Below are 23,070 nucleotides of genomic sequence, written 5' to 3'. Positions count from 1 at the left end.
CATCAACGCTTGACCTTGGCGAGCGGATGCTCGGGCGGGTACGTCGGCGTAATCGGCTTCTTGGCGCCGAGCATCACGCACATCAGCGCGTCTTCATCGCCGATGTTGATTTCTTCGCGGTACACGCCGGGCGGCACCGAGACGAGATCGCGATCGGTCAGGATGGTTTCGTAGCGTTCGCCGTCTTTCTCCAGCACCAGCTTGAGCTTGCCGCGAATGACGAAGAACACCTCTTCCACATCGGTGTGCAGGTGCGACGGGCCTTCGTGGCCGGCCGGAATGACCATGGTCGAAAACGTGAAGTGCTCCGCCGGCACGGTGTTGGTGTCAGCCGCCACGCCCGTGCCGCCCGTGCCGAGGTAGCGCATTTGCGCACGGCGGTATTTCGGGTCGAAGTCGGCTTGGAACTTGAGGGCGTCCCAGTCGTAACGGCGGGTGGAGAAGCGGGCCACGCGGCTGTTCATCCAATCTTCAAACGACGCGCCTTCCGGGCGGTCCCACGTGCGTTGCACTTGCTGTTGTTCGAGAGATCGCTCATCGAATACCTCTTCTGAATGGTGTGTTGATGCATTACTGCATGACGAAACCGCCGTTGACGGCCAGCGTCTGGCCCGTCACGAATCGGGAAAGGTCGGACAGCGCGAACAGCACGGCGCCGCACACGTCGTCCGGCAGTTGGTCGCGCGAGATGGCGCGCTGGTCGCGGTACAGCGCGTGGCGGTGCGCCGGCACGTATTCGGTGGCTTCCACCAGCGTCAGGCCCGGCGCAATGGCGTTGACGGTGATGCCGTCTGCACCGCATTCGCGCGCCAGAGACTTGGTCATGCCGATGACGGCGCTCTTGCTCGCCACATACGCCAGCAGGTTCGGTGCGCCCCACAGCGGAGTGTCCGACGACAGATTGACGATGGCGCCGCGGCCGGAAGCCTTGAGCGCCGGCAGGCAAGCCGTCGTCATCAACCATGTGCCGCGCACGTTGACGTCCATCACGCGGTCCCAGGTCTCGATGTCGATCGACGATGCATCGCGCCCGCCCGAGTTCGTGATGGCCGCGTTGTTGACGAGCCCGTCGAGCCCGCCCAGTGCCTGTGCGGCCGCAGCAGCGCATGCCTGAATGGAAGCCGGATCGCCAAGATCAAGCGTGAAACCATGCGCATCAAAGCCTGCCGCGCGCAGCGCCGCGGCCTCTTCCTGCACGCGCTCGCCAAGAATGTCGGCCAGCGCAACGGCGCCACCGGCTTCGACAATCGACTTGGCAAAGGCCAGACCCAGGCCGCGCGCGGCGCCCGTCACGAGCACCTTGCGCCCAGCCAGCAGCCCGGCAGTTGAATGGCGCTCAGGCATGTTGGGCTTCCGTGGGAACCGGCTTGAGCATGGCGACAGGCGCGTCGGCCAGTTCAGCGGCGGCGCGGCGTGCAAGCACACGGCGGATACGCGTGATGCCGATGTCGTGCTGATACAGCGTCTCGTGCTCGCGCGCTTCGGGTGCCATCGACTCCAGCACGACACGGTCCTGTTCCAGCACATCCCAGTGCAGGCCTTCGAGGCGATTGCGATAGAGGAAGCGCCACACGTCTCGCTGCCAACCCTGCACGTGGCGCGTGCGCCAGAAGTAGACGATGCAGTGCTCCTCATCCACCGGCGTCACGATGCCGATGATGGTGAACGGCCCGCCCGGGCCGACCTTCGGTTGATACGGAATCGACAGGCGCAGCCACATCGTGCCGGTCTCGCCAAACTCGGTCCAATCAAAGTTCACACCGCGCTGGCCGGTCTTCTGGAACATGATCCCGTGGTCGGTTTCAACCACTTCCATCACGGCCTTCTTCTCGCCGCTGGCCATCGAGTGCGACACGGCGTGCAGGTAGGCGCCGTGCATCGGATCCATGACGTTGTCGATGGCATAGCGGTAGTTGACGTTCCAATGCGCGAAGCAGAGGAAGTGGCTGTGCTCGTCGCTGGTCAGCTCTTCAGGCAAGCGCAGCGTGCCGACCGCGTCGTCGAACTCGGAGGGGGCCTTGTCGCCAAACCACAGGAAGATGGCGCCGGCGCGTTCCTGCACCGGGTAGCTGCGCACGCAGGTCTTGCCTTCCATGGGGCAAGCGTCAACGGCTGGCACGCTGGTCACCGTACCTTGTCCGTTCACTTCAACGCCGTGGTACCAGCAAGCCACGTGGTCGCCCAGGTTCCAACCCATCGACAGGCGCGCACCACGATGCGGGCAGCGGTCTTCCAGCGCATGCACCTGGCCGGCGGTGTCACGCCACAACACGATGTTCTGGCTCAAACGCGTGATGCCCACCGGCGCGTTTTTCACATTCCACGACGCCGCCACCGGATACCAGTAGTTGCGCAGACCGGTGTTGATGCGCGCTTCCTTCTGCGCTTCCTTGTTGCCTTCCATTGCTTGCCTCTTCTGATGGGTTGAGCCGTGCGCCTCTGCGGGCAATGCGGCGTCGAATCGTGTTGGAACCGGCCTCGTCTCAGGCGCCCAGGCGGCGCATCTCGGCCAGGAAGGTGTCTTCCGTCCAGGCCTCGCCACCGGCCGCATTGCGCGGGCCGCGCTCATTCAGCACGGCCACGATGTCGGCCGGCGTTTGCGCGCCGCCCAGGAATGCCGCTTCCAGCGAATCGGCCAGTTGGTTCTCATAGGCGGTCGGCTCGGCGGCGCGTGTTTGCCACACCAGATTGGCGACGTGGCCGGGGCGCTCGACACGGCCCTTGCCAGCGACGTTGTTCGGAGAAATGGGCTCCCACGGAGCGAGGTCGGGGTTGTATTGCGATTGCATTTCTGTCGACTCCATCACGTTTCGCTTGTTTTACCTATGAAACGTCTGTTAATATCTGGAACACAGGTGCAACTATAGACCGCGTCTTCGAAATCGCAGATGCGGGATTACCCTATGGTTTGCGAAAAAATGGGTCGGCAGGGGGCGGCCGATCCGCCGGATCGCGCAATGGGCCTAGGCCTTCGTGTCGCGCGCGGCACCACCACCGTCGAGCTCAAAGGTCGGAACGATGAGCACATCCGCTACGGCGCCGAAGGCGGTAGCGATTGGAACCGCTTCGACGTGCCGAAATTCGATTGTTGATGCCGGAACGGCTCAGAACAATTTGCGGTAGACCACGAAGCCCGACTTGTCCGCCAACGTGTCATACAGCCGCATGGCGGTCGTGTTGGTTTCGTGCGTCTGCCAATAGACGCGCGGCAAACCATCGGCCTGCGCGCGACGGTAGACCGCTTCGATCAAGGCCCGGCCCACGCCCTGCCCGCGCGCGGCCTGCGCCGTAAACAGATCCTGCAAATAGCAGCTCATGCCGATTTGCGTGGTGCTGCGGTGGTAGAGGAAATGCACGATGCCGAACAGCTCACCGCCACGCTCGGCCACCAGCGCGTAGACGGGCTCCGCTTCGTCGAAGAAGCGCTGCCAAGTCGTCTGCGTGACGATGTCGGGCAACGCTGTCTCGCCCGCACGGCCGTAGAAGGCGTTGTAGCCATCCCAGAGCGGTTTCCACGCGGCAAAGTCGTCTTGGCGGATGGGGCGGATGTGGAGGTCGGCAGATGCTGGCATGGTGAGCTGGACGGGTGGCAACGCTCCGGCATTCTGCCAGCCGGCTGTCGCACGTGCAGCCGGCTTTCCTGCTGACGGCTTAACGAACGCCGAGCGCCGAAAGGTCGACGCCGTCCTGCAACAACTCGTCCTGAACCTTGTGCCGGGCCGCGTCGTTCGGGGAGCCGTACCCGAAGATGGTATGCAGCCCCGGCGGTATGTGCTGCTGCACAAATGCCTGTGTGTGCTGGTCCGCTGCATCCAGCGCGCTCGTCTTGTACAGGTAAGAGAAATCACGGTCGGCGTTGAGCAGTGCCGTCGACGTGTCGTTGGCGGCGTCCAGAACGCGTGCGGCGTCGCTCACGCGGTTCATGCCGCCCACCAGCTCTGTCTGCAGTTGTTGCGCATTCGCCTGCCGCTGCGGCGCATTGACCGGTACGCCAGCCTCGCGCAGCGCCTGTGCCGCGGCGGCGGCATCGAGGAACTGCCCGGTCACGACGCTGATTGTCTGTGCAGCACGGTCGGCGTCCGGTCGGGGTTGCCGCCCCGGTCAAACGCCTGCTTAACGGGGTCGGCAATTTTCGGGCCGCAGCCGCCTCGCTCTGGTGGTACTCCAGGTACTGGCCCCAGTCGGTCCGAGAAGAGTCGCCCGAGTACACCTCAATGTTGGCGTCCTGTACCGTGCGGCTGGTAGCACCGATCTTCTTGGTGACGTCATCCACGAGGGCTTTGACGCCGCTCTTGCCAACGTCACCCAGCGCACCGTCCTCCAGATACGAGTCAAGGTTGCGTAGCGCGACCGTGGCGTCCTGCTCATCGACCATTGCGTGGCCCACGCGCGTGCGCGCCGCGTCAATATCCGCGTCGCTCGGATCAGCCGGCAGATTCAGGCGATCCCGATCCCACCATTGCGCGTTGTCGTCTTTGGTGGCCCGGCTGGCTACGAGCAGATCCTGCACAGTCACCGTTGGCGAGGCGGCCTCATTCACAAACTTCTTCAGTGTCGCCAGGCAATCCTGAATGCTGGGCCGCGTTTGCACCGCCTGATACCCAGGGCCATGGCCGTCGATCATCATCGTCATGCTGTTTCCTTAGCGTTGAGAATCGGACCAGCCTAACGGCACTACGCGCTGATGTTGACTACGTCTACTCGTGTCTCTTCGCCCGGCGGCAGCAATGCAGCGTGTGCGCCGTTGCAAGAACCTGGGGATTGCCCGGAGGACGCCAGCCGCCAGAAGAAAGTTTGCCGAAAGCATCGACCCTCTACAGTGCGCCCCATGGCCCGGTCACGACCCGGTATCGGGCAGTGCGATCTCCACGCACATCGGCGTCACTACGATAAGGGTCGGGTGTTGTACCAGCCGCATCGCCGGACTCTACGGGATGTCAGTCCGGCGTCCGTTTCCATCGGTCTTTCCTGCTGTCAACCTTGCGCCCACCGTCCTCCCGGTGGGCTGTTTTCTTTCAAGGCTGCACCGGATTGGGCACCACGAGGCGCTGTGTCAGCCGCTGCACCACCGGCGCGGCAACCAGCACGATGGTGAAGGCCGCCGGCCAGGCGAGCACGAAGGCATGCGCCCAGCGGGTAAGAAAGTCGGGGCTGATACCGGCGTTGATCCAGCCGATCCAGCCCGTCATCAACAGCGACATCAGACCCGACATCAGCCAGGCAAAAATGACGCGCAGACGTGTGGCAGTGGAAACGGGTGTCGACATGGCGGTTCTCCTTGCAAGCCATCAAATGTGATTGACGGTATGCTAGACAACCGCGTTTCAAGAAACTATAGACGTTTATTGAAACTTAAATTCCATAAATGGAATCATGCTCGACGATCTGGCCCTTTTGTTTCCATCGTGGACCACGGCAGCCTGCAGGCCGCAGCGCGTCACGCCAACCTGCCGCCCGCCACGCTGACACGACGCCTGCAGAAGCTGGAGGCTTCGCTGGGCTGCCAGCCTGCTGCGCAGCGCCCGCAGCCTCAAGCCGACGCCGGAGGGGCAGCTCTACTACGAGCAGTGCCGCCCACTGCTGACCGCGCTTGCGCAAACTACGGCCACGCTCGACGACGATCTCAACCAGGTCAAAGGCACGCTGCGGGTGCTCGCGCCGCTGAACCTGTCGCGCGGGCTGCTCGCACCCGCCTATGCGAGCTTCATGGCGACGTGGCCGGAGATCCGCCTGGAGCTGTCGCTCAGCAACCGCAATGAAGACGTGTGGCGGCATGGCGCCGATCTGGCCATCCGCGTCGGCCAGCAGGACGACCCGAAGCTGCGGCAGCGGCGGCTTGCGTGATCGGGATGGTGCTGGTGGGGTCGCCTTCGTATGTGGCCGCGCATGGCGCGCCGACCCATCCGCATGACCTCCAGGCGCATCGCTTGTTGGTGTCGTCGCCGCTGTCGACATGGCGCTTCACCTCTCCCGATGGCGAGGAAACCATCGAACTGCAGCCCCATGGACGCTGCGACCTGAACGACATCGAACTGGGCGTGACGCTGGCTGAAACGGGCCTCGGCCTGCTGTACTGTCCGCACACGCTCTGCCACCAGGCGCTGGAGGCGGGCCGGCTGATACGCCTGCTGCCGGAATGGCGGACACCGCAGCGGCCCATCTACGCGGTGTGGCCGCAGCAACAGCTGCCATGCAAGGTGCGGACGTTGCTGGAGCATCTGGCGGCCTTCACGGCGGCGACACCACTGCTGCAGGCCGAACCCGCCCCGAGTGCCTCAGGCACTGCTTGAAACGGGTAAAAACACGCGTTGCCGCATCAGCCGATCGCCCCGTAGGCTGGAGACTCCCGCGCCAATTTCACTGGAGACCCGATGCACAGCAGCCACGTGGTGCGCTCCGGCGACCTTCGCCTGCATGCCCGAATGACCCTGCCTGCCGACGCGTCTGCACGGCAGCGTCCCGCCATCGTTCTCGTGCATGGTTATCCGGATGACAGTTCCGTCTGGCACGGCGTGCGCGATACCTGGCGCATGATCGCCGCGTGCTCACCTTCGACGTGCGCGGTGCCGGCCTGTCAGATGCGCCCGCAGATACCACCGGTTATCGCATCCCCCGATTTGTCGACGACCTTGCCGCCGTGGCCGACGCGCTGCTGCCCGGCGAGCGCTTTCATCTGGTCGGACACGACTGGGGCTCCATCCACAGCTGGGAATCGGTGACGACCGATCGGCTGCGCGGGCGCATCGCGTCGTACACGTCGATCTCGGGCCCGTGCCTGGACCACGTCGGCCACTGGATGCGCGCGCAGCTCGATGCCGGCACATGGGCCGCCAAACGTGCGGTGTGGAAGCAGCGGCTGCAATCCTGGTATGGGGTATTTCCACTTGCCGCTGGTGCCGGAATGGTCGTGGCGGCTGTGGGTCTCGCGCGCCTGGCCGTGGTGGCTGCACAAGACGGAAGGCATCCGCATCGAGGCCCAGCGACCGACGCTTGTGCGGGATGCCTGCAACGGCGTGCGGATGTATCGCGCGAATTTTCGGGAGCGCCTCGCCCGCCCCCAGGCACGTGCGCCGCATGCCCCCGTGCAGTTGATCGTGCCCACGCGCGATCGCTACGTCAGCCCCGCCGTGACGCGCGCTGTGGAAGCCTGGGTATCGCACTACTGGCGCCACGAGGTCGACGCCGGCCACTGGTTGCCTCTGCGTCGCCCCGACTGGGTGGCGGACTGCATCCGCTGCTTTGCCGACTACGTCGACTCAGGCCACGAGCCCGCTGAACTGCAGCAGGCCCGCGTGGCCGGCACGCTGGCACCGGCCTGACGCCACTGGAGCCACTAGAGGATTGCGCCCAACGCAAACGTTGACGCGCGTGTAACACACTGTAATCATCGTCCGCCACCACGCTGACGGCGCGCCATGACCTGGCGCCCGGACGGCTCGAGCCGCCGCTTCGCGCAAACCGCGTTGCCGGCCATCGATACAAGAAACAGGGACAAGACAATGAAAAGCAAGGTCGTGGTGTACGGCCCGCTCTACGGGAAGTGGTACGCAATCCTGGTCAACGACGGCGTGGCCGCCGAATCCAACCAGTTCGGCTCGTACGAAGCCGCCATGGGTTTCGCGTCACGCCGGTATCCGGAGCTTGAGCAGGAACGCCAGCCTTACGCGCGAGGCCGCGAAGAAAGTGAGGACGGAAGCGACAGCCGGGAACCCGCGCCGATCTGACCACGCCGGGCGGCATTGACGCCGCCCAGGTTTGTCACGACGTTAGCGGCCCGCCCCGCAGAAGCGGCCGGCGATCCATTCGAACACGCTGCCTTCGCGCAGCGAGCGGCTTTGCGCTTCGTCGCCGTAGTGGATCTGGTAAAGCGGCTTGCCGGTGGCATTGCGCGCGCGATAGAGCGTTTGCGCAATCACCGTGTAGCTGTGTCGCGCGCAATCGAGCACCACCTGTTTAACCGAGGAGCGAATCGGCTGCCCATCAGCCGTCTTGATCGTAAAGTCGGGCAGCACGTTGCGCAGCAACCGGAAATGCACGGTGTGCGAATTGGCATCCGTCTCGGCGCCGGGCTCCGGCTTGACCGATTGCCGGTCGATATACGAAACGATGCCGTTGATGCTCTCGAAGCGGCGCCACCGGGAATCGGCGCTGGCTGATTCCAGGGCGGGTGCCGCATCGCCCGAAACGGCTTGCGCGGCCCCGTCGGCACAGCGGCCGACGCAGAAATGGTTTGTGCGGATACGGGCATCGCTGCCCACTGCGCGGCAACCAGAGCGGTCGCCGCGATGGCGCTTTGCCAGCGCCAGCCTCCTGTTTTCATGGGATGTCTCGCCTTGCTACAAAAACTTAGCGGGCGATTTTACCGTGCTGGCGCAACCGCCTACGTCACATCTCGGCGGGCTCGGCAACGTCCACGCCGGCAAAACGCAGATACAGCGTACGCAGGGCCTGCGTGAGCGGGCCGGGTTGACCGTTACCGATCTGCACACCGTCGATGGACACCACCGGCATCACGAACGTCGACGCGCTCGTATAGAACGCTTCAGCGGCTTGCTGGGCTTCGGCGACGGTAAAGGTGCGCTCCTCCAACGTCAGGCCATGTTCACGCGCCAGCGCCAGGATCGACACACGCGTGATGCCCGGCAGCACGGCGTTCGACAGCGGACGCGTGATCAGGCGCTTATCGGCGGTGATGATGAACGCGGTCGACGACGCGCCTTCGGTCACGCGGTCGCCGTCGGTCATCCAGGCTTCATGCGCGCCGGCGCGGGCGGCGATCTGCTTGGCCATCACCTGCGGTAGCAAGCCGACGCTCTTGATGTCGCAACGCTTCCAGCGCAGGTCGGGCACCGTCACCACGGTTGCGCCCTTCTTGGCCAGCGGGCTGTCGACGATGGACTTGACCTGGGTGAACGCCACGGCCGTCGGCGTGATGTCGGCCGGGATGCCGAAATCGCGCTCAGCCACGCCGCGCGTGACCTGCATGTAGACCACGCCCTCTTCCAGCCCATTGCGCGCCACCAGCTCTTCGCATACACGCGTCCATTCAGCAGAGGTGTACGGGTTGTCGATGCCGATCTCGGACAGCGAACGCGTCAGGCGGGCAAGGTGCGCGTCGTTATCGACGAGCTTGCCGCGCGCCACGGCGGTCACTTCGTAGATGCCATCGGCAAAGGTAAAGCCACGGTCCATGACAGAGACGGTGGCTTCGGCGGCCGGCACGTATTGGCCGTTCAGGAAGATGATTCGCGACATGCTGGGAGAGAGGATTCAAGTGCGGGCGGGACTGCCCTGCCAACGAATCTACAGGATACGTGCGCCATGCCGCGAATACCGATGTGTGCCCACGTTATGCGAAAACGGCATGATGCAGACGGCCCCTCCGGTAGACTTTCCCGTTTTTGGCAAACGCATCCTATGCCCGAACTCACCATCCGCCCGATCGCTGCAGACGACCTGCACGGCATCCTGGCCGTGCAGCGGGCGTGCTATGGCGACGGGTTTCTGGAACCGGGCGATGCGCTCGCCAGCCGCTGGGCTCGCAGCCCGGCCATGTGCTTGGTCGCGCTGCGCGGCGGCGAGGTGGTCGGCTACCTGCTTTCGCATGCGTGGCACGCATGGATGCCGCCCAAATTGCACGTGCCGCTCCCCGCCGCGAATGCGGCCAACGTGCTGTGGTTCGTGCATGACATGGCCATCGCGCCAGCGGGCCGTGGCCAGCGTTTGGGCGAGCGACTTTACGCCATGGCATCCGCCAGCGCGCGGGAGCAGGGCCTGCGCCAATCGCGGCTGGTGGCGGTGCAAGGCGCGGATGTGTTCTGGCGACGCCTTGGTTACCAATCCGCCGACATGGACAGCGCCGCATTGGCAGCGTTGCGCGCCGTGTACGGAGCGAATGCTGAAATGATGGAGCGGCGATTGCCTTGAGCGGCCGCCGCGTCACTCCGTTACAATTTGCAACATCCGTATATCTTCTGTAAGACCGCCCGCACCCCGTTGAACTACAGTGCGACGTCTTGAGGAATTCCTACATGCATAAGAACTTCGCGTTGTACGTGCTGGCAGCCGCCGCCGCGCTGTCGTCGACGGCGGCCCTGGCCCGCGTCAATGTCGATATTGGAATCGGCGTGCCTGTTGCACCGGTTTATGTCGAGCCCGCGCCGGTCTATGCACCGGCGCCGGTGTACGCCCCACCCCCGCCGCCGGCTTACTACGCGCCGCCCGCCTATGTCGCGCCGCAGCCGGTCATCGTTGCACCCGGCTACTACGACGGTGGTCGGGGCCGCGAATGGCAGGAACGCCAATGGCGCGAACAACGCTGGCGCGAGCGTGAATGGCGCCGGCATCATCGTCGCGATTACGACGATTGATCCTGCACCGAGCCGCGTTCAAGCGGCCTTCTTGGCCAGACCCAGGTAGGTTTCGATCACGCGCGGATTGACGGCCAGTTCCGGCGCCGGGCCTTCGAGCGTCATGTCGCCCGTTTCCAGCACATAACCGTAATCGGCCACCTGCAGGGCGGCACGCGCATTCTGTTCGATCAGCAGCGTTGCCACGCCGGTTTTGCGCAGGTCGCTGATGATGTGGAAGATCTCTTTGACGATGAGCGGCGCGAGGCCGAGGCTGGGCTCATCCAGCATCAGCAACTGCGGCTTGGCCATCAACGCGCGGCCCACGGCCAGCATCTGACGTTCGCCGCCTGACAGCGTGCCGGCTTCCTGCGCGCGGCGCTCTTTCAGACGCGGGAACAAGTCGTACACCACCTCCATCTGGTCCAGATAGTTGCGCTCGCCCGCACGCTTGCGGCGGTACGCGCCGAGCACGAGGTTGTCTTCCACGCTCATGGTGGCAAACAGCTCACGCTTTTCCGGAACGAGGCACATGCCGCGTGCCACACGCTTTTCCACCGGCAAACCGCTCAGGTTATGACCGAGATACGAGACCACGCCGCTGGCCGAACCGTTGGTCGGTAGCGCGCCCATGACGGCGCCGAGCATGGTCGATTTGCCCGCGCCGTTCGGGCCGATGACGGTCACGATCTGGCCCGCCTCTACCTTCAGGTTGGCGCCGTGCAGCGCTTCCACCTTGCCGTAGCGGACGTGCAGGTCCTTCACTTCCAGGATGACTGACATGCGCGTTCTCCTTATTCCACGCCGCCCAGGTAGGCTTCCAGCACCGCGGGGTTCTGCTGCACTTCCTGCGGCAGCCCTTCGGCGATCTTGGTACCGAATTCCATGACGACCAGCCGGTCGGTGAGGTTCATGACGAAGTCCATGTCGTGCTCGACCAGCAGCACGCTCATGCCTTCGGCCTTGAGCTTGGTGAGCAGCGCAGCCAGCGCCTGCTTTTCCTTGTAGCGCAGGCCGGCGGCCGGCTCATCGAGCAGCAGCAGCGCCGGGTCGCAACACAGCGCGCGAGCAATCTCCAGAATGCGTTGCTGACCCAGCGCGAGGCTGCCGGCCTCCTGGTACATGCAATCGGCCAGACCCACGCGCTCCAGTTGGCGGCGCGCTTCAAACAGCAGCTTCTGCTCTTCTGCCTGGTTCATGCGCACCACGCTGGCGAGCACGCCACCCTGCGCCGCAAAATCGCCGCGCAGGTGCGCGCCTAGCGCGACGTTTTCCAGCACCGTCATGCCCGACAGCAATTGCACATGCTGGAAGGTGCGACCGATACCGCGTTTGACGATCTCGCGCGAAGGCTTGCCGCTGATGCGCTCGCCGCGGTAGAGCACCTCGCCACGCGTGACTGGCAGCACGCCGGTCACGAGGTTGAAGGTGGTCGACTTGCCCGCGCCATTGGGGCCGATCAGGCCGATGATCTCGCCGGCCTTCACCTGGAAGCTCACGTCATTCACGGCAACCAAGCCGCCAAACTCCTTGCGCGCGGCGCGTACGTCGAGGATCAGTTCACCGGCTTGCGGCTTCTCGCGCTGCTTGAGTGCAGGCGCGTCGTCGGGTGCGTGGGCCGTCGGCGCAGATGGAAACAGCTTGCGGATGAACGGCCAGACACCATCACGCGCGTACTGCAGCAGCAGCACCAGCAGCACGCCGAACACGATGATCTCGAAGTTGCCGTTGGAGCCCAGCAGCTTCGGCAGGATGCTCTGCAGGCTGTCTTTCAGGATGGTCAGCAAACCCGCGCCAAGCACCGCGCCCCACACGTGGCCCACGCCGCCGACCACCGCCATGAACAGGTATTCGATGCCATAGTTCAGGCCGAACGGCGTGGGGTTCACCGCGCGCTGCAGATGCGCATAGAGAAAGCCCGAAATGCACGCGAGCACCGCCGCAAATACGAAGATCACCACCTTCATCCACGCGGTGTTCACGCCCATCGCCTCGGCCATCGTGCCGCCGCCCTTGAGCGCGCGGATGGCGCGGCCCGGGCGCGAATTCAGCAGGTTCTGCACCGCCAGCACCGCCACGACAACGACAGCCCAGATCAGGTAGAACATCTCGCGGCCGGTCTGCAGCGATTTGCCGAGCACGTTCAGCACCGGAATGCCGTTCAGCCCGTCGTACTTGCCGAGGAATTCCAGGTTGCCGAACAGGAAGAAGAGCGACAGGCCCCACGCAATCGTCGCCAGCGGCAGGTAATGCCCCGACATGCGCATCGTGATCAGGCCGATCACGTAGGCGCTGACCACCGTAATCGCCAGCCCGGCCAACAGGCCGATCCACGGCGAGACACCGTACTGCGTTGTCAGATACGCGGTGCTGTATGCACCAAGCCCGACGAACGCCGCTTGCCCGAACGACGTCAGCCCGCCCACCCCCGTGAGCAGCACCAGCCCCAGCGCCACGAGGCTATAGAGCCCGATGTAGTTCAGCAGCGTGATCCAGAACTCGGGCGTGGGGACGATCGGGATCAACACCAGCACGACGACGAACAACGCGGTCAGCACGCGGTTGCGCGAAAGCCAGCCGCGCTGCGCCGTGCCTTCGGAAGATTTAGTCAGCGTGTTCATCGGCTTATTCCTCTTCCTCGACATGCTTGGTGGTGAGCGATCGCCACAGCAGCACCGGAATGATGAGCGTGAACACGATCACCTCCTTGAACGCCGACGCCCAGAACGATGAATACGACTCCAGCAGCCCCACCAGCAGCGCGCCCAGTGCCGCCACCGGATAGCTCACGAGCCCGCCCACGATCGCCCCAACGAAGCCCTTCAGGCCGATCAGGAAACCGGACTCGTAGTAGACCGTGGTGAGCGGCGCAATCAGGATGCCGCACAGGGCGCCCAACGCCGCCGCCAGCGTGAACGCCAGGCGCCCCGCTTGCGTAGTGCCGATGCCGACCAGCCTCGCACCCAGCCGGTTCACCGCCGTCGCGCGCAGCGCCTTGCCCGACACCGTGCGGCCAAAGTAGAAGTACAGCCCCACGATCATCAGCACCGACACGGCCACCACCCACAGGCTCTGGCCTGACACGCTGAGCGCGCCCAGATCAAAGCGCGCATCGGAAAACGCATCCGTGCGCGAGCCTTCCGCGCCGAACATCACAAGACCGAGGCCGACCATTGCAAAGTGCACGCCCACCGAAACGATCAGCAGCACCAGCGTGCTGGCTTCGGCCAACGGCTCATAGGCCAGGCGGTAGATCATCGGGCCCATGGGAATGACGATCAGCAGCGTCAACGCGACCTGCGCAATCATGGGCAACGTCATCGGGGCGAGCATGCGGGCAGCGACGTACACGGCAATCGGAAAGACAAGGTATTTGCCCGCATAGATGGCACCCGTGCGCAGCGCATGCAGGCGCAGTTCAGGTTGCAGCAGCGTGCGGCCCATCTCGACGAGGAACGTCAGCACACCCAGCGCGACGAGCATGCTGGCCGAGAGCGGCGCCTTGTTGGCCTGGATGGCCGCCAGCGTGAGCGCGCCATACGCGACGAATTCGCCCTGCGGGATGAAGATCACGCGCGTGACGGAAAACACCAGTACGAGCGCCAGCGCCAGCAGCGCGTAGATCGCGCCCGATGTCACGCCGTCTTGCGCCAGGATGGCGGCAATCGACAAGTCCATGAAGCTCCTCGTTCTTGTAGTCGTGGAGTTCGCACCGGATGTAGGCCGGGCAAGGGGGCGCCACGAGTTACGAGATAGTAAATTTCTTACGACAGGATGAAATTGGCGACAACCCTAACGCGCCGCCTTGCTCCGTCGGCCGCCGGCCTTCGGAGGACTTTCCGCGGGCGCCTGCAGCATGGCAGACAAGCGCATCACGAACGTGCGCAGCGTGTGCTCCAGCTCGCCGCCGCGCTGCGCGTGAAACAGCGGTTGCAGATTCAGCGCGATCAACACCAGCACAAGCTGACCGCGCGCGCCAAACACGGGCAGCGACAGCGCATTCACGCCCGGCAGCAGACTGCCCGTCACCCACGATGCGCCTTCGGTGCGGACGTCTTCGCACAGGCGGTAGTAATCCGTCAGAGAGCGCGGCAGGCCGGGAGATCGTCACCGGCACGCTCGTGCAGCTCTCGTTCAACAAGCGGCAGCGTCTGCTCCATCGGCTGATAGGCGCCGAACAGGCGGCCGGTGGCGGAATTGAGCATCGGCAGGACGTCGCCAATGCGCAGGTTGACGCCGGGCGCACCACCGGCTTTTTCCCAATGCACGACGGTCGGGCCACGATCGCTCCACACTGCAATGCCGATGGTGTGACCGGTCTGGTCTCGCAGACCGGCCAACAACGGCCGCGTGCGGACGATGGCATCGGAGCGGTTGAGGCTGGCGAGACCTAGGCGCAGCGCAAACGGGCCAAGTTCGTAGCGGCCAGTCAGCGGGTCCTGCGACACCGCGCCCACCCGCTGCAGGCTGACCAGGTAGCGGTGCGCCTTGGACGGATGCATGCCCGCCGCGCGCGCCAGATCGCCGAGCGCCATCGCCCGCATGGCACGTGAGCGCCACCAGCAATTGCGTGCCGACTTCGATGGATTGAATGCCCGAGCGGTCACGGCTTGTGCGCGCGTCTTCTGCATCGCCGTCGGGGGGCAGGTCGTCTTCGACTTCCGTGGTCTCCATGTCTCGGGGGCGGATTGGATTGGCTCGGCGGGGCTGGCCCAGGCTGGGCCGACAAAGTGCTGCGAGCGTAGCACGCAGCTCCGCGCTGACGGCCAGTTTTTAATTTTTATGCATTGTAGAAACAATGCTTCTAATCATAATTCACGTATACCCTAGGCGCATCTCCCGACCCTGCGGTCTATGATTGCCTGCGTTTGGTATGGCCGGGTATCAGCGCATCCCAACCCTGGCGTTTCCGCCCATACACGTAGACGAATAATTCCCCCAACCGTAATTCACTACACCAGGAGTGACAGAATGGCCAAAGCCTTCGCCTCGCAAGCCGACCTCGAGGCCAAACAAGTCACCTTTACCCAGCTCTCCCCCAACGCTTACGCCTATACCGCCGAGGGCGACCCGAACTCGGGCGTCATCATCGGCGACGACTCGGTGCTGATCGTCGACACCACCGCCACGCCAGCGATGGCGCAAGACCTGATCGCGCGCATCCGCGCCCTCACCGACAAGCCGATCAAGCACGTGGTGCTATCGCACTATCACGCGGTGCGCGTGCTGGGCGCGTCGGCGTACTTTACCGAGGGCGCGCAGAACATCATTGCCAGCCGCGGCACGTACGAAATGATCGTCGAGCGCGGTGAAGCCGATATGAAGTCCGAGATCGAACGCTTTCCGCGCCTGTTCGCGGGCGTTGAAACCGTGCCCGGCCTGACCTGGCCGACGCTGGTATTCGAGCGCGAACTCACGCTGTTCCTTGGCCAGCTGGAAGTGAAGATCCTGCACCTCGGCCCCGGCCACACGAAGGGCGACACGGTGGTGTGGATTCCGTCGCAGAAGGTGCTGTTCTCCGGTGACCTCGTCGAATACGACGCCGCCTGCTACTGTGGCGACGCGCAGCTCGAAGAATGGCCCGCCACACTCGATGCGCTGCGCGCGCTCGGCGCCGACAAGCTCGTGCCGGGCCGCGGCCCCGCGTTGCTCAATCCGGCCGAGGTCGACAAGGGCCTCGCCTATACGCGGGATTTCGTGTCGACGCTGCTGCAACGTGGCAAAGAAGCCGTCGCGCAGAAGATGGACCTGAAGGCCGCCATGGCGCACACCCGCGCGGCCATGGACCCGAAATTCGGCAGCGTCTTCATTTACGAGCACTGCCTGCCGTTTGACGTGACGCGCGCCTTTGACGAGGCCAGCGGCATCAAGCACCCGCGCATCTGGACAGCCGAGCGCGACAAGGAAATGTGGGCCGCCCTGCAAGGCTGAACATGAATCCCGACTTCCAGAATCGCGTCTTCGCGTATGCGCCGTGTGCCGAGCAGCAGCCCGGCGCGGCACCTGCAGCTCGCCCCGTCGTCATCGTCGGCGCGGGGCCGGTAGGGTTGGCAACGGCCATCGATCTGGCGCAGCAAGGTGTGGCCGTGGTCGTTGTGGACGACGATTGCACGCTGTCGACCGGCTCGCGCGCGATCTGTTTCTCCAAGCGCTCATTGGAGATTTTCGATCGGCTCGGCTGCGGCGACTGCATGGTCGACAAGGGCGTGAGCTGGAACGTCGGGAAGGTCTACCTGAAGAACGAACTGCTCTACAGCTTTGACCTGCTGCCAGAAACCGGCCACCGCCGACCAGCGTTCATCAATCTGCAGCAGTACTACGTGGAAGGCTTTCTCGTTGAACGCGCGCAAGCCTTGCCGAACATCGAGCTGCGCTGGAAGAACAAGGTGACGGCCCTCACGCAGGATGCCGACGGCGTGACGCTCAGCATCGAGACGCCCGACGGCACGTACGAGCAGCGTGCTCAATACGTGGTCGCCGCCGATGGCTCGCGCAGCCCGGTACGCCACATGATGGGCCTCGAAGCCCGCGGCCAGACGTTCAAAGACCGCTTCCTGATCGCCGACGTGCGCATGGATGCGCCCTTCCCGAGCGAGCGCTGGTTCTGGTTTGATCCGCCGTTCCACCCGAATCAGTCGGTGCTGCTGCACCACCAGCCTGACAACGTCTGGCGCATCGATTTCCAGCTCGGCTGGGACGCCGACCCCGTAGCCGAGAAGCAACCCGAGCGCGTCATCCCACGCGCGCGCTGCTGGGGGAAGGCGTCGATTTCGAACTGGAATGGGTCAGCGTCTATACGTTCTCGTGCGAACGCATGGATCGGTTCCGCCACGGCCGCGTGCTCTTTATCGGCGATGCGGCACACCGCGTCTCGCCGTTCGGTGCGCGCGGTGCCAACAGTGGTTTGCAAGACGCCGAAAACCTCGCGTGGAAACTGCGCATGGTGCTGGCCGGCGATGCGCCCGACACGCTGCTCGACACCTACGCGAGCGAGCGCGAGTTTGCCGCCGACGACAACATCCGCCACTCCACCCGCTCAACCGATTTCATCACACCCAAGAGCGCCGTCAGCCGGCTCTTTCGCGATGCCACGCTGCGCCTGGCCAAGCACTATCCGTTTGCGCGGACGCTGGTCAACAGCGGGCGGCTCTCGATGCCGACGGTGCTTGAAGGTTCTCCGTTGCAGACCGCGGATGAAGCGCCCTTCGCCGGCACGCTCGTGCCCGGCGCTGTCGCACTCGATGCGCCGGTACGCCAGGCCGATGGCCGCGCGGATTGGCTCCTCAGCCATCTGCACGGCGGCTTCACCGCCTTGCGCTTCTGCGGCGCGGGAGAACACGTCGACGCGCTGCCGCTGTCGACGCTGGCCATCTTCCCGGCTGGCGGCATGGGCACAGTCTCGGCCAACGTGACGGCGCTGGAAGACATCGACGGGCTGGTCGCGCAACGCTATGACGCACGCCCCGGCACGATTTATCTTGTCCGCCCGGACCAGCACGTCTGCGCACGCTGGCGCGCGCTTGTGCCGGCCAAGCTGGCCGCCGCGTTGCTCCGCGCCACCGGCCAGACCGCGCCTGCGGCAACGTCGCGCGCGGCCGTCTCCGCTTGAGCCAATACCGCGATCACCATGCCGCTGAACACGCAACCCAACCTGCCTCGCCCGGACGATTTCTACGAGGCGCTGATCGATGCGCACCGCAACCTGAGCGACGAGCAGAGCGCGATGCTCAATGCGCAATTGATTCTGCTGCTCGCAAACCATATCGGCGACATGGCGGTCCTGCGCGAAGCGCTGACCGCGGCGCGACTGGCATTGCCTGCCGGGGCCGCCTGAGCGCGGTCGCGTTTCAACAATCCAACACTTACGTTTGATCGTACTTGCGAGTGCGCAAAGCGCGGTGCTAGTATCCGCCCCGCTTACCGATCAACCATTTTGCATAGGAGGAAAAAACATCATGCGTCACCTTGCTTTCCCCTTTGCAGGCCCTTGCCTGGGTTGATCGAATCTCTCGCGCTGTAGTTCGCAGCGTCTTCGCATTGCCCCGGCCTTCGGCCTGCCACATCAGATTTTTCTTCAGACCTGATATGGACCATTCATGGGCAATTGCATCTTGCATTTGTTCGACGGCGTCTCGCTGATCGCCTCGGACGACACCTGGATTGAAGGCGACGCGATCCGGCAACTTCAAACCACCAAAGCGCTCGACGGCGTGCGCCATGTGGCCGGCATGCCCGACCTGCATCCCGGTCGCGGTTATCCCGTTGGCGCCGCATTTTTCTCCGTTGGCCGCCTGTATCCGGCGCTGATCGGCAACGACATCGGCTGCGGCATGACGCTGTGGTCGACCGACCTCGATGCCAGCAAAGTCAGCCTCGACAAGCTTGAAAAGCGTCTGGGCAACATCGATACGCCGCTCGACGAAAGCTGGCGCGAGCTTGCCGCCGCGTTGGCGCCGGCGGATACGGGCTTCGATGCCGCGCTGGGCACCATCGGCGGCGGCAACCACTTTGCAGAGCTGCAGCGCATCGATGAGATCTACGATGCAGAGGAACTGCCGCTGGACCCGCGCCAGCTTCTGCTGCTCGTGCATAGCGGCTCGCGCGGGCTCGGCCAAGCCATCCTCGATGAGCACGTGCGCGCGTATGGGCACGCCGGGCTCGCGCAGGACGATGCGGCGTGCGCCGCCTATCTGACGCGCCACGACACGGCGCTGCACTTTGCCAAGGCCAACCGCGAACTGATTGCGCGTCGCATGCTTGATCGCCTGCACGCGCAGGGCAAGGCGCTGCTCGACGTGCATCACAACTTTGTCGCACCGGCCACGGTGTTTGGCGAACGCGGCTGGCTGCATCGCAAGGGCGCGACGCCGTCGGATGCCGGCGTGGTCGTCATTCCCGGTTCGCGCGGCGATTACAGCTACCTCGTCGCGCCACGCCCGAGCGAGCACGGCTTGTTTTCGCTCGCCCACGGCGCGGGCCGCAAGTGGATGCGCAGCGAGTGCAAGGACCGGCTGGTCCGCCGCTTCACGCCTGCGCAGCTCAATCGCACAAAGCTCGGCGGCCACGTCATCTGCGAAGACAAGCAGTTGATTTACGAAGAAGCGCCCGAAGCCTACAAGCCGATCGAAAGCGTGATCGCGCCGCTGGTGGACGCTGGCCTGGTCAAGGTGCTCGCGCGCCTGCGCCCGGTGTTGACGTACAAGACGCGTGGGGAGTGCTGCTGATGGTGTTGCTGCAACTCTCTTCTGCGCAAGGTCCAGCCGAATGCGAGCTGGCCGTGGCGAAAGCACTGGACCGCCTGCAACGCGAATCCGCAAACGCGGGCGTCCAACTCGAACTGCTGGAACAGGGAGACGGTGAATACGCCGGCACGCTGCGTTCCGCCTTGATCAGCCTGGACGGCCATGCTGAGGAGACCGTGGCGCGAGCCTGGGAAGGCACGATCCAATGGACCTGCCCGAGCCCTACCGACCGCGGCACGCGCGCAAGAATTGGTTCTTCGGGGTGGCGCGCTGTGCGGCGCCGTCGGAAACGCTACCGGGCGAGATCCGCTTCGAGACCACGCGTTCTTCGGGACGGGGCGGCCAGCATGTCAACAAGACGGAGTCGGCCGTGCGGGCCACGCATATCGCCACGGGCATCAGCGTGAAGGTGCAGACGGAGCGCAGCCAGCACGCCAACAAGCGGCTGGCGGTGCTGCTGCTCGCTCACAAGCTGGCGGAGCACGAAGCGGCTGCCGATGCGGCACAGCGTGCGCAGCGGCGCGCGCTCCATCACCAGTTGGAGCGCGGCAACCCGCGCCGCGTTTTCAAAGGCGAACGTTTTGCGCCGGCAGACTAGCGCGCAGCGTGCCGGATTCCGGCAAGCTGGCCGCGCCGGTACTCGCCTTGCCGCTCCAGCATCCAACCCGGGTATTCGGGCGGAAGCTTGCTGAGTTCATCGAGCTGCGACAGCTCTTCCGCCGTCAACTCAACCTTGGTGGCAGCGATGTTGTCGTCGAGCTGTTCGATCTTCTTCGCACCGACGATCACGGTGGTGACCGCGCGTTGATGCAGCAGCCAGGCGAGCGCAATCTGCGCGACCGACACGCTGCGCACCGTGGCCATGACGCGCATGGCATCGACGCAGGTGTAGGCGCGCGCCTGGTCCACCGGCGGGAAGTCGAACTTGTTGCGGCGGCTGTCTTGCTCGCCGTGCTGCTCGCGCGTGTATTTGCCGCTGAGCAGCCCGCCGGCCAGCGGGCTCCAGACCATCAGGCCGAGGCCTTCGCTGTGGAGCATCGGCACGAGTTCGCGCTCGAGGTCGCGGCCGGCGACGGTGTAATACGCCTGCAGGCTTTCGAAGCGCGCACAGCCCAGGCGTTCCGCAATCCCCAACGCCTTGACGATCTGCCACGCCGCCCAATTCGATACGCCCACATAGCGCACATGACCGTGCTGGACGAGCGTATCGAGCGCACGCACCGTTTCCTCGATGGGCGTGGCCGGGTCGAAACCATGGATCTGATAGAGGTCGATATGGTCGAGCTGCAGGCGCTTCAGGCTGGCCTTGATGCCGTCCATGATGTGGAAACGCGAAGCGCCGCGCGCATTCACGCTCTCACCGGTCTGGCCGAACACCTTGGTGGCGACGACCACGCTGTCGCGCGACACCTTCAGGTTCTTGAGCGCCTGCCCCGTGATCTGCTCGGCGACACCGTTGGCGTACACATCCGCCGTGTCGATGAAGTTGATGCCCGCGTCGAGCGCACGCCCGATCAGGCGCTCGGCATCGGCCTGCTGCAAATCACCAATGTGCTGCCAGATGCCGTCGTTGCCGCCGAAGGTCATCGTGCCCAGGCACAGCTCCGATACGAACAGGCCGGTCCGGCCCAACTGGTTGTAACGCATGTGATCGACTCCAATACGGTGGGAATGGAATGCAGAGCGCACAGGCTCAGATCTCAGATGCGAGAGACAACGCAGAGGATAGGACGGACTGGCTGATCCTGCAGAGCGCTCAGTCAGATGCGGATGCGGATGCGGGGTGATGCCCAAGACGCGACGAGATCGCCGCCCCTGCCTGCTGCAGCAGCGCGACGTAATGCGCCTTGGTATCGGCGCCGCAACGCATGGTCGGGAACGAGATCGACAGCCCCGCAATCACGCGGCCAAAGCGATCGAATACCGGCACGGCGATGCACAGCAATCCGTCTTCCTGCTCTTCGTTGTCTTCGCCAAAACCTTGCTGGCGCACACGCGGCAGGATGCTCAGCACGGCCTCGGCCGAAGCGAGCGTCTTCTGCGTGGACTTCTTGAACTCGACCTTCGACAGCACCTCGCGTGCCTCTTCCGGCGGCATGTAGGCCAGCAGCACCTTGCCGATGGCCGTGCTGTGCAGCGGATTACGCCGGCCGATGCGCGACTGCATGCGCAAGCCGTAATCGGCATCGATCTTGTGGATGTAGATGATGGCGTCTTCGTCAAACGCGCCGAGGTGGACGGCCTCGCGTGTGAGCTGACCAATGCGGCGCATTTCGGTGTCGGCCTCGCGAACGAGGTCGACGTTTTCCAGGGCCTTGGCGCCAAGCTCGAACAAGCGGATGGTCAGCCGGTATCGGTCGGTGTCGCCTTCCTGTGCGACATAGCCGAGGCCTTTGAGCGACTGCAGGAAACGGTGCACGGTCGTCTTGGACATGCCGAGCCGCTGCGACAGTTCGCTCGGGCCAACGGCGCCAAGCTCGCCCATCGCGGCCAGGATGGTGAACACCTTGTCGACCGCCGAGACCGATTCGGCTTTATCCGCACCGGTATCAAGCGGTTCGTTGGCGGACGGATCTTCCGGCTTGCGTTGCCGGGGCGTGGCTTTCATCTCTCGTGGTTCCGTGATTTCAAAATCTGGAGAGAGCATAACCGGTCTCATACCGCGTTCCATCAATCCACCCGCCGATTTGCCTATCGCGCCAGCCAGCCGCCATCCACCGCGAGCGTGTGGCCGTGCACGTAGTCCGATGCGGCCGACGCCAGAAACACCACGGCGCCCGCAAGGTCGTCCGGCACGCCCCAGCGCCCGGCCGGAATACGCGCCAGGATCTCTTCGCTGCGCTGCCGGTCTTCGCGCAGTTGCGCTGTGTTGTCGGTTTCCATGTAGCCCGGCGCGATGGCGTTGACGTTGATGCCGCGCCCCGCCCACTCGTTCGCCAGCAGCCGGGTAAGCCCCAGCACACCGCTCTTGGATGCCGTGTAAGACGGCACGCGAATGCCACCCTGGAACGACAGCATCGACGCCACGTTGATGATCTTGCCGCGCCCGCCTTGCTGCACGAACTGCCGTGCCACCGCCTGCGAGAGAAAGAACACGCCCTTGAGGTTGACGTCGATGACCGCATCCCAATCGGCTTCGGAAAATTCCAGCGCGTCGCAGCGGCGGATGATGCCGGCGTTGTTGACGAGGATGTCGACGCGGCCGAAGGTGTCCATCGCGGCTTCGACAATGCTGCCGATCGGCTCGAGCGAAGATAGATCGGCGCGCACGTCGACAAACCGCCGCCCGGCCGCTTCCACGCGCGCGGCCGTCTGGGCCGGGTCGGACCGGTTGGCGCCGACGATGTCGCAACCAGCCGCCGCGAGCGCCGTCGCCATGCCCGCGCCCAACCCCGTGTTGCTGCCGGTGACGATGGCCACCTTGCCGGTCAGGTCGAACAGGCTTGCGCTCTGCAGATAGGGATTCTCGAGCCGCATGG

At 64.6% G+C, this 23,070-nt stretch carries 24 protein-coding genes and 5 pseudogenes; 13 read left to right on the top strand and 16 right to left on the bottom strand.

Going from position 1 to position 23,070, the window contains the following annotated elements; genetic code table 11:
- Positions 1 to 2: 2 nt before the first annotated feature.
- The 4 genes from OWR21_RS03065 to OWR21_RS03050 all read right to left on the bottom strand — a co-directional run bounded on the left by OWR21_RS03065 (position 3) and on the right by OWR21_RS03050 (position 2,789).
- Positions 3 to 512 carry a cupin domain-containing protein gene (locus OWR21_RS03065; protein WP_332394586.1) on the bottom strand — a complete coding sequence of 170 codons (510 nt, stop codon included), beginning with the start codon at positions 510 to 512 and terminating at the stop codon, positions 3 to 5.
- 58 nt (positions 513 to 570) lie between these two features.
- A complete protein-coding gene (locus OWR21_RS03060) occupies positions 571 to 1,344 on the bottom strand; it encodes an SDR family oxidoreductase (protein ID WP_332394585.1) in 774 nt (257 codons plus the stop codon).
- Positions 1,337 to 2,404 carry an aromatic ring-hydroxylating oxygenase subunit alpha gene (locus OWR21_RS03055; protein ID WP_004634822.1) on the bottom strand — a complete coding sequence of 356 codons (1,068 nt, stop codon included), beginning with the start codon at positions 2,402 to 2,404 and terminating at the stop codon, positions 1,337 to 1,339. The genes OWR21_RS03060 and OWR21_RS03055 overlap by 8 nt, the downstream gene beginning before the upstream one ends.
- Before the next feature lie 79 nt (positions 2,405 to 2,483).
- Positions 2,484 to 2,789 (bottom strand): recombinase-like helix-turn-helix domain-containing protein, encoded by a 306-nt coding sequence (locus OWR21_RS03050; RefSeq protein ID WP_316874325.1) that lies wholly within the window; start codon positions 2,787 to 2,789, stop codon positions 2,484 to 2,486.
- A 99-nt stretch (positions 2,790 to 2,888) separates the two neighbouring features.
- On the opposite strand from OWR21_RS03050, the gene OWR21_RS03045 reads away from it, so the two are divergent.
- On the top strand, positions 2,889 to 3,092 hold the full coding sequence (locus tag OWR21_RS03045) for a hypothetical protein (protein ID WP_147216479.1): 204 nt from the start codon (positions 2,889 to 2,891) through the stop codon (positions 3,090 to 3,092).
- A 12-nt stretch (positions 3,093 to 3,104) separates the two neighbouring features.
- Here OWR21_RS03045 and OWR21_RS03040 read toward each other — a convergent pair whose 3' ends face one another.
- From OWR21_RS03040 to OWR21_RS03030, 3 genes are all read right to left on the bottom strand, one after another.
- Positions 3,105 to 3,572, bottom strand: coding sequence for a GNAT family N-acetyltransferase (locus tag OWR21_RS03040; protein ID WP_316902207.1), 468 nt, complete (start codon positions 3,570 to 3,572; stop codon positions 3,105 to 3,107).
- A gap of 79 nt (positions 3,573 to 3,651) precedes the next feature.
- Complete coding sequence (locus OWR21_RS03035; RefSeq protein ID WP_332394584.1) at positions 3,652 to 4,047, bottom strand: hypothetical protein; 396 nt, start codon at positions 4,045 to 4,047, stop codon at positions 3,652 to 3,654.
- A gap of 968 nt (positions 4,048 to 5,015) precedes the next feature.
- Positions 5,016 to 5,267 carry a DUF2798 domain-containing protein gene (locus OWR21_RS03030; RefSeq protein WP_332394583.1) on the bottom strand — a complete coding sequence of 84 codons (252 nt, stop codon included), beginning with the start codon at positions 5,265 to 5,267 and terminating at the stop codon, positions 5,016 to 5,018.
- 39 nt (positions 5,268 to 5,306) lie between these two features.
- On the opposite strand from OWR21_RS03030, the pseudogene OWR21_RS03025 reads away from it, so the two are divergent.
- The 5 genes and pseudogenes from OWR21_RS03025 to OWR21_RS03000 all read left to right on the top strand — a co-directional run.
- A pseudogene (locus OWR21_RS03025) lies at positions 5,307 to 5,453 on the top strand (hypothetical protein); the annotation flags it as partial.
- 196 nt (positions 5,454 to 5,649) lie between these two features.
- Positions 5,650 to 5,844: a LysR substrate-binding domain-containing protein gene (locus OWR21_RS03020; protein WP_332394582.1), complete on the top strand. Its 195-nt coding sequence runs from the start codon at positions 5,650 to 5,652 to the stop codon at positions 5,842 to 5,844.
- 5 nt (positions 5,845 to 5,849) lie between these two features.
- Complete coding sequence (locus OWR21_RS03015; protein WP_332394590.1) at positions 5,850 to 6,290, top strand: substrate binding domain-containing protein; 441 nt, start codon at positions 5,850 to 5,852, stop codon at positions 6,288 to 6,290.
- A gap of 81 nt (positions 6,291 to 6,371) precedes the next feature.
- Positions 6,372 to 7,319: pseudogene (locus tag OWR21_RS12555) on the top strand (alpha/beta fold hydrolase).
- 96 nt (positions 7,320 to 7,415) lie between these two features.
- Positions 7,416 to 7,724 (top strand): hypothetical protein, encoded by a 309-nt coding sequence (locus OWR21_RS03000; protein ID WP_316874331.1) that lies wholly within the window; start codon positions 7,416 to 7,418, stop codon positions 7,722 to 7,724.
- Between the two features lie 42 nt (positions 7,725 to 7,766).
- Here OWR21_RS03000 and OWR21_RS02995 read toward each other — a convergent pair.
- Both OWR21_RS02995 and OWR21_RS02990 read right to left on the bottom strand, forming a co-directional pair.
- Positions 7,767 to 8,320 (bottom strand): annotated as a pseudogene (locus OWR21_RS02995) (surface-adhesin E family protein).
- Positions 8,321 to 8,385: 65 nt separating this feature from the next.
- Positions 8,386 to 9,255, bottom strand: coding sequence for a D-amino-acid transaminase (locus OWR21_RS02990; protein ID WP_332394580.1), 870 nt, complete (start codon positions 9,253 to 9,255; stop codon positions 8,386 to 8,388).
- A gap of 162 nt (positions 9,256 to 9,417) precedes the next feature.
- On the opposite strand from OWR21_RS02990, the gene OWR21_RS02985 reads away from it, so the two are divergent.
- Complete coding sequence (locus OWR21_RS02985; RefSeq protein WP_332394579.1) at positions 9,418 to 9,927, top strand: GNAT family N-acetyltransferase; 510 nt, start codon at positions 9,418 to 9,420, stop codon at positions 9,925 to 9,927.
- 104 nt (positions 9,928 to 10,031) lie between these two features.
- Positions 10,032 to 10,370 (top strand): hypothetical protein, encoded by a 339-nt coding sequence (locus tag OWR21_RS02980; protein WP_332394578.1) that lies wholly within the window; start codon positions 10,032 to 10,034, stop codon positions 10,368 to 10,370.
- Between the two features lie 18 nt (positions 10,371 to 10,388).
- On the opposite strand, the gene OWR21_RS02975 is transcribed toward OWR21_RS02980, so the two are convergent.
- The 4 genes and pseudogenes from OWR21_RS02975 to OWR21_RS02960 form a co-directional block, all read right to left on the bottom strand.
- Positions 10,389 to 11,132, bottom strand: a complete 744-nt coding sequence (locus tag OWR21_RS02975) for an ABC transporter ATP-binding protein (RefSeq protein WP_102065191.1) — start codon at positions 11,130 to 11,132, stop codon at positions 10,389 to 10,391.
- An 11-nt stretch (positions 11,133 to 11,143) separates the two neighbouring features.
- Positions 11,144 to 12,970 (bottom strand): branched-chain amino acid ABC transporter ATP-binding protein/permease, encoded by a 1,827-nt coding sequence (locus OWR21_RS02970; RefSeq protein WP_332394577.1) that lies wholly within the window; start codon positions 12,968 to 12,970, stop codon positions 11,144 to 11,146.
- A gap of 4 nt (positions 12,971 to 12,974) precedes the next feature.
- The gene (locus tag OWR21_RS02965; protein ID WP_147216502.1) at positions 12,975 to 14,027 is read right to left on the bottom strand and encodes a branched-chain amino acid ABC transporter permease; all 1,053 of its coding nucleotides are present in this window, start codon (positions 14,025 to 14,027) and stop codon (positions 12,975 to 12,977) included.
- A gap of 114 nt (positions 14,028 to 14,141) precedes the next feature.
- Positions 14,142 to 15,023: pseudogene (locus tag OWR21_RS02960) on the bottom strand (IclR family transcriptional regulator).
- 297 nt (positions 15,024 to 15,320) lie between these two features.
- Here OWR21_RS02960 and OWR21_RS02955 point away from each other — a divergent pair.
- From OWR21_RS02955 to prfH, 5 genes and pseudogenes are all read left to right on the top strand, one after another.
- On the top strand, positions 15,321 to 16,280 hold the full coding sequence (locus tag OWR21_RS02955; RefSeq protein WP_332394576.1) for an MBL fold metallo-hydrolase: 960 nt from the start codon (positions 15,321 to 15,323) through the stop codon (positions 16,278 to 16,280).
- Between the two features lie 2 nt (positions 16,281 to 16,282).
- A pseudogene (locus OWR21_RS02950) lies at positions 16,283 to 17,958 on the top strand (FAD-dependent oxidoreductase).
- A gap of 18 nt (positions 17,959 to 17,976) precedes the next feature.
- Positions 17,977 to 18,183 carry a DUF2783 domain-containing protein gene (locus OWR21_RS02945; protein ID WP_147216510.1) on the top strand — a complete coding sequence of 69 codons (207 nt, stop codon included), beginning with the start codon at positions 17,977 to 17,979 and terminating at the stop codon, positions 18,181 to 18,183.
- Positions 18,184 to 18,445: 262 nt separating this feature from the next.
- Positions 18,446 to 19,573, top strand: a complete 1,128-nt coding sequence (locus OWR21_RS02940; RefSeq protein WP_147216512.1) for an RNA ligase RtcB family protein — start codon at positions 18,446 to 18,448, stop codon at positions 19,571 to 19,573.
- A 223-nt stretch (positions 19,574 to 19,796) separates the two neighbouring features.
- Complete coding sequence (gene prfH / locus OWR21_RS02935; protein ID WP_332394575.1) at positions 19,797 to 20,189, top strand: peptide chain release factor H; 393 nt, start codon at positions 19,797 to 19,799, stop codon at positions 20,187 to 20,189.
- Here prfH and OWR21_RS02930 read toward each other — a convergent pair.
- The 3 genes from OWR21_RS02930 to kduD all read right to left on the bottom strand — a co-directional run bounded on the left by OWR21_RS02930 (position 20,186) and on the right by kduD (position 23,068).
- The gene (locus tag OWR21_RS02930) at positions 20,186 to 21,238 is read right to left on the bottom strand and encodes an aldo/keto reductase (protein WP_147216516.1); all 1,053 of its coding nucleotides are present in this window, start codon (positions 21,236 to 21,238) and stop codon (positions 20,186 to 20,188) included. The genes prfH and OWR21_RS02930 overlap by 4 nt on opposite strands.
- Positions 21,239 to 21,347: 109 nt before the next feature.
- Positions 21,348 to 22,199: a DNA-binding transcriptional regulator KdgR gene (kdgR, locus tag OWR21_RS02925; protein ID WP_147216518.1), complete on the bottom strand. Its 852-nt coding sequence runs from the start codon at positions 22,197 to 22,199 to the stop codon at positions 21,348 to 21,350.
- Positions 22,200 to 22,282: 83 nt separating this feature from the next.
- Positions 22,283 to 23,068, bottom strand: coding sequence for a 2-dehydro-3-deoxy-D-gluconate 5-dehydrogenase KduD (gene kduD, locus OWR21_RS02920; protein ID WP_147216520.1), 786 nt, complete (start codon positions 23,066 to 23,068; stop codon positions 22,283 to 22,285).
- Positions 23,069 to 23,070 lie beyond the last annotated feature (2 nt).

It is taken from the genome of Ralstonia sp. 1B3 (genome assembly GCF_036631435.1).
The sequence above is the reverse complement of the archived record's forward strand: the minus strand, read 5'-3'. Positions and strand labels throughout refer to the sequence as shown.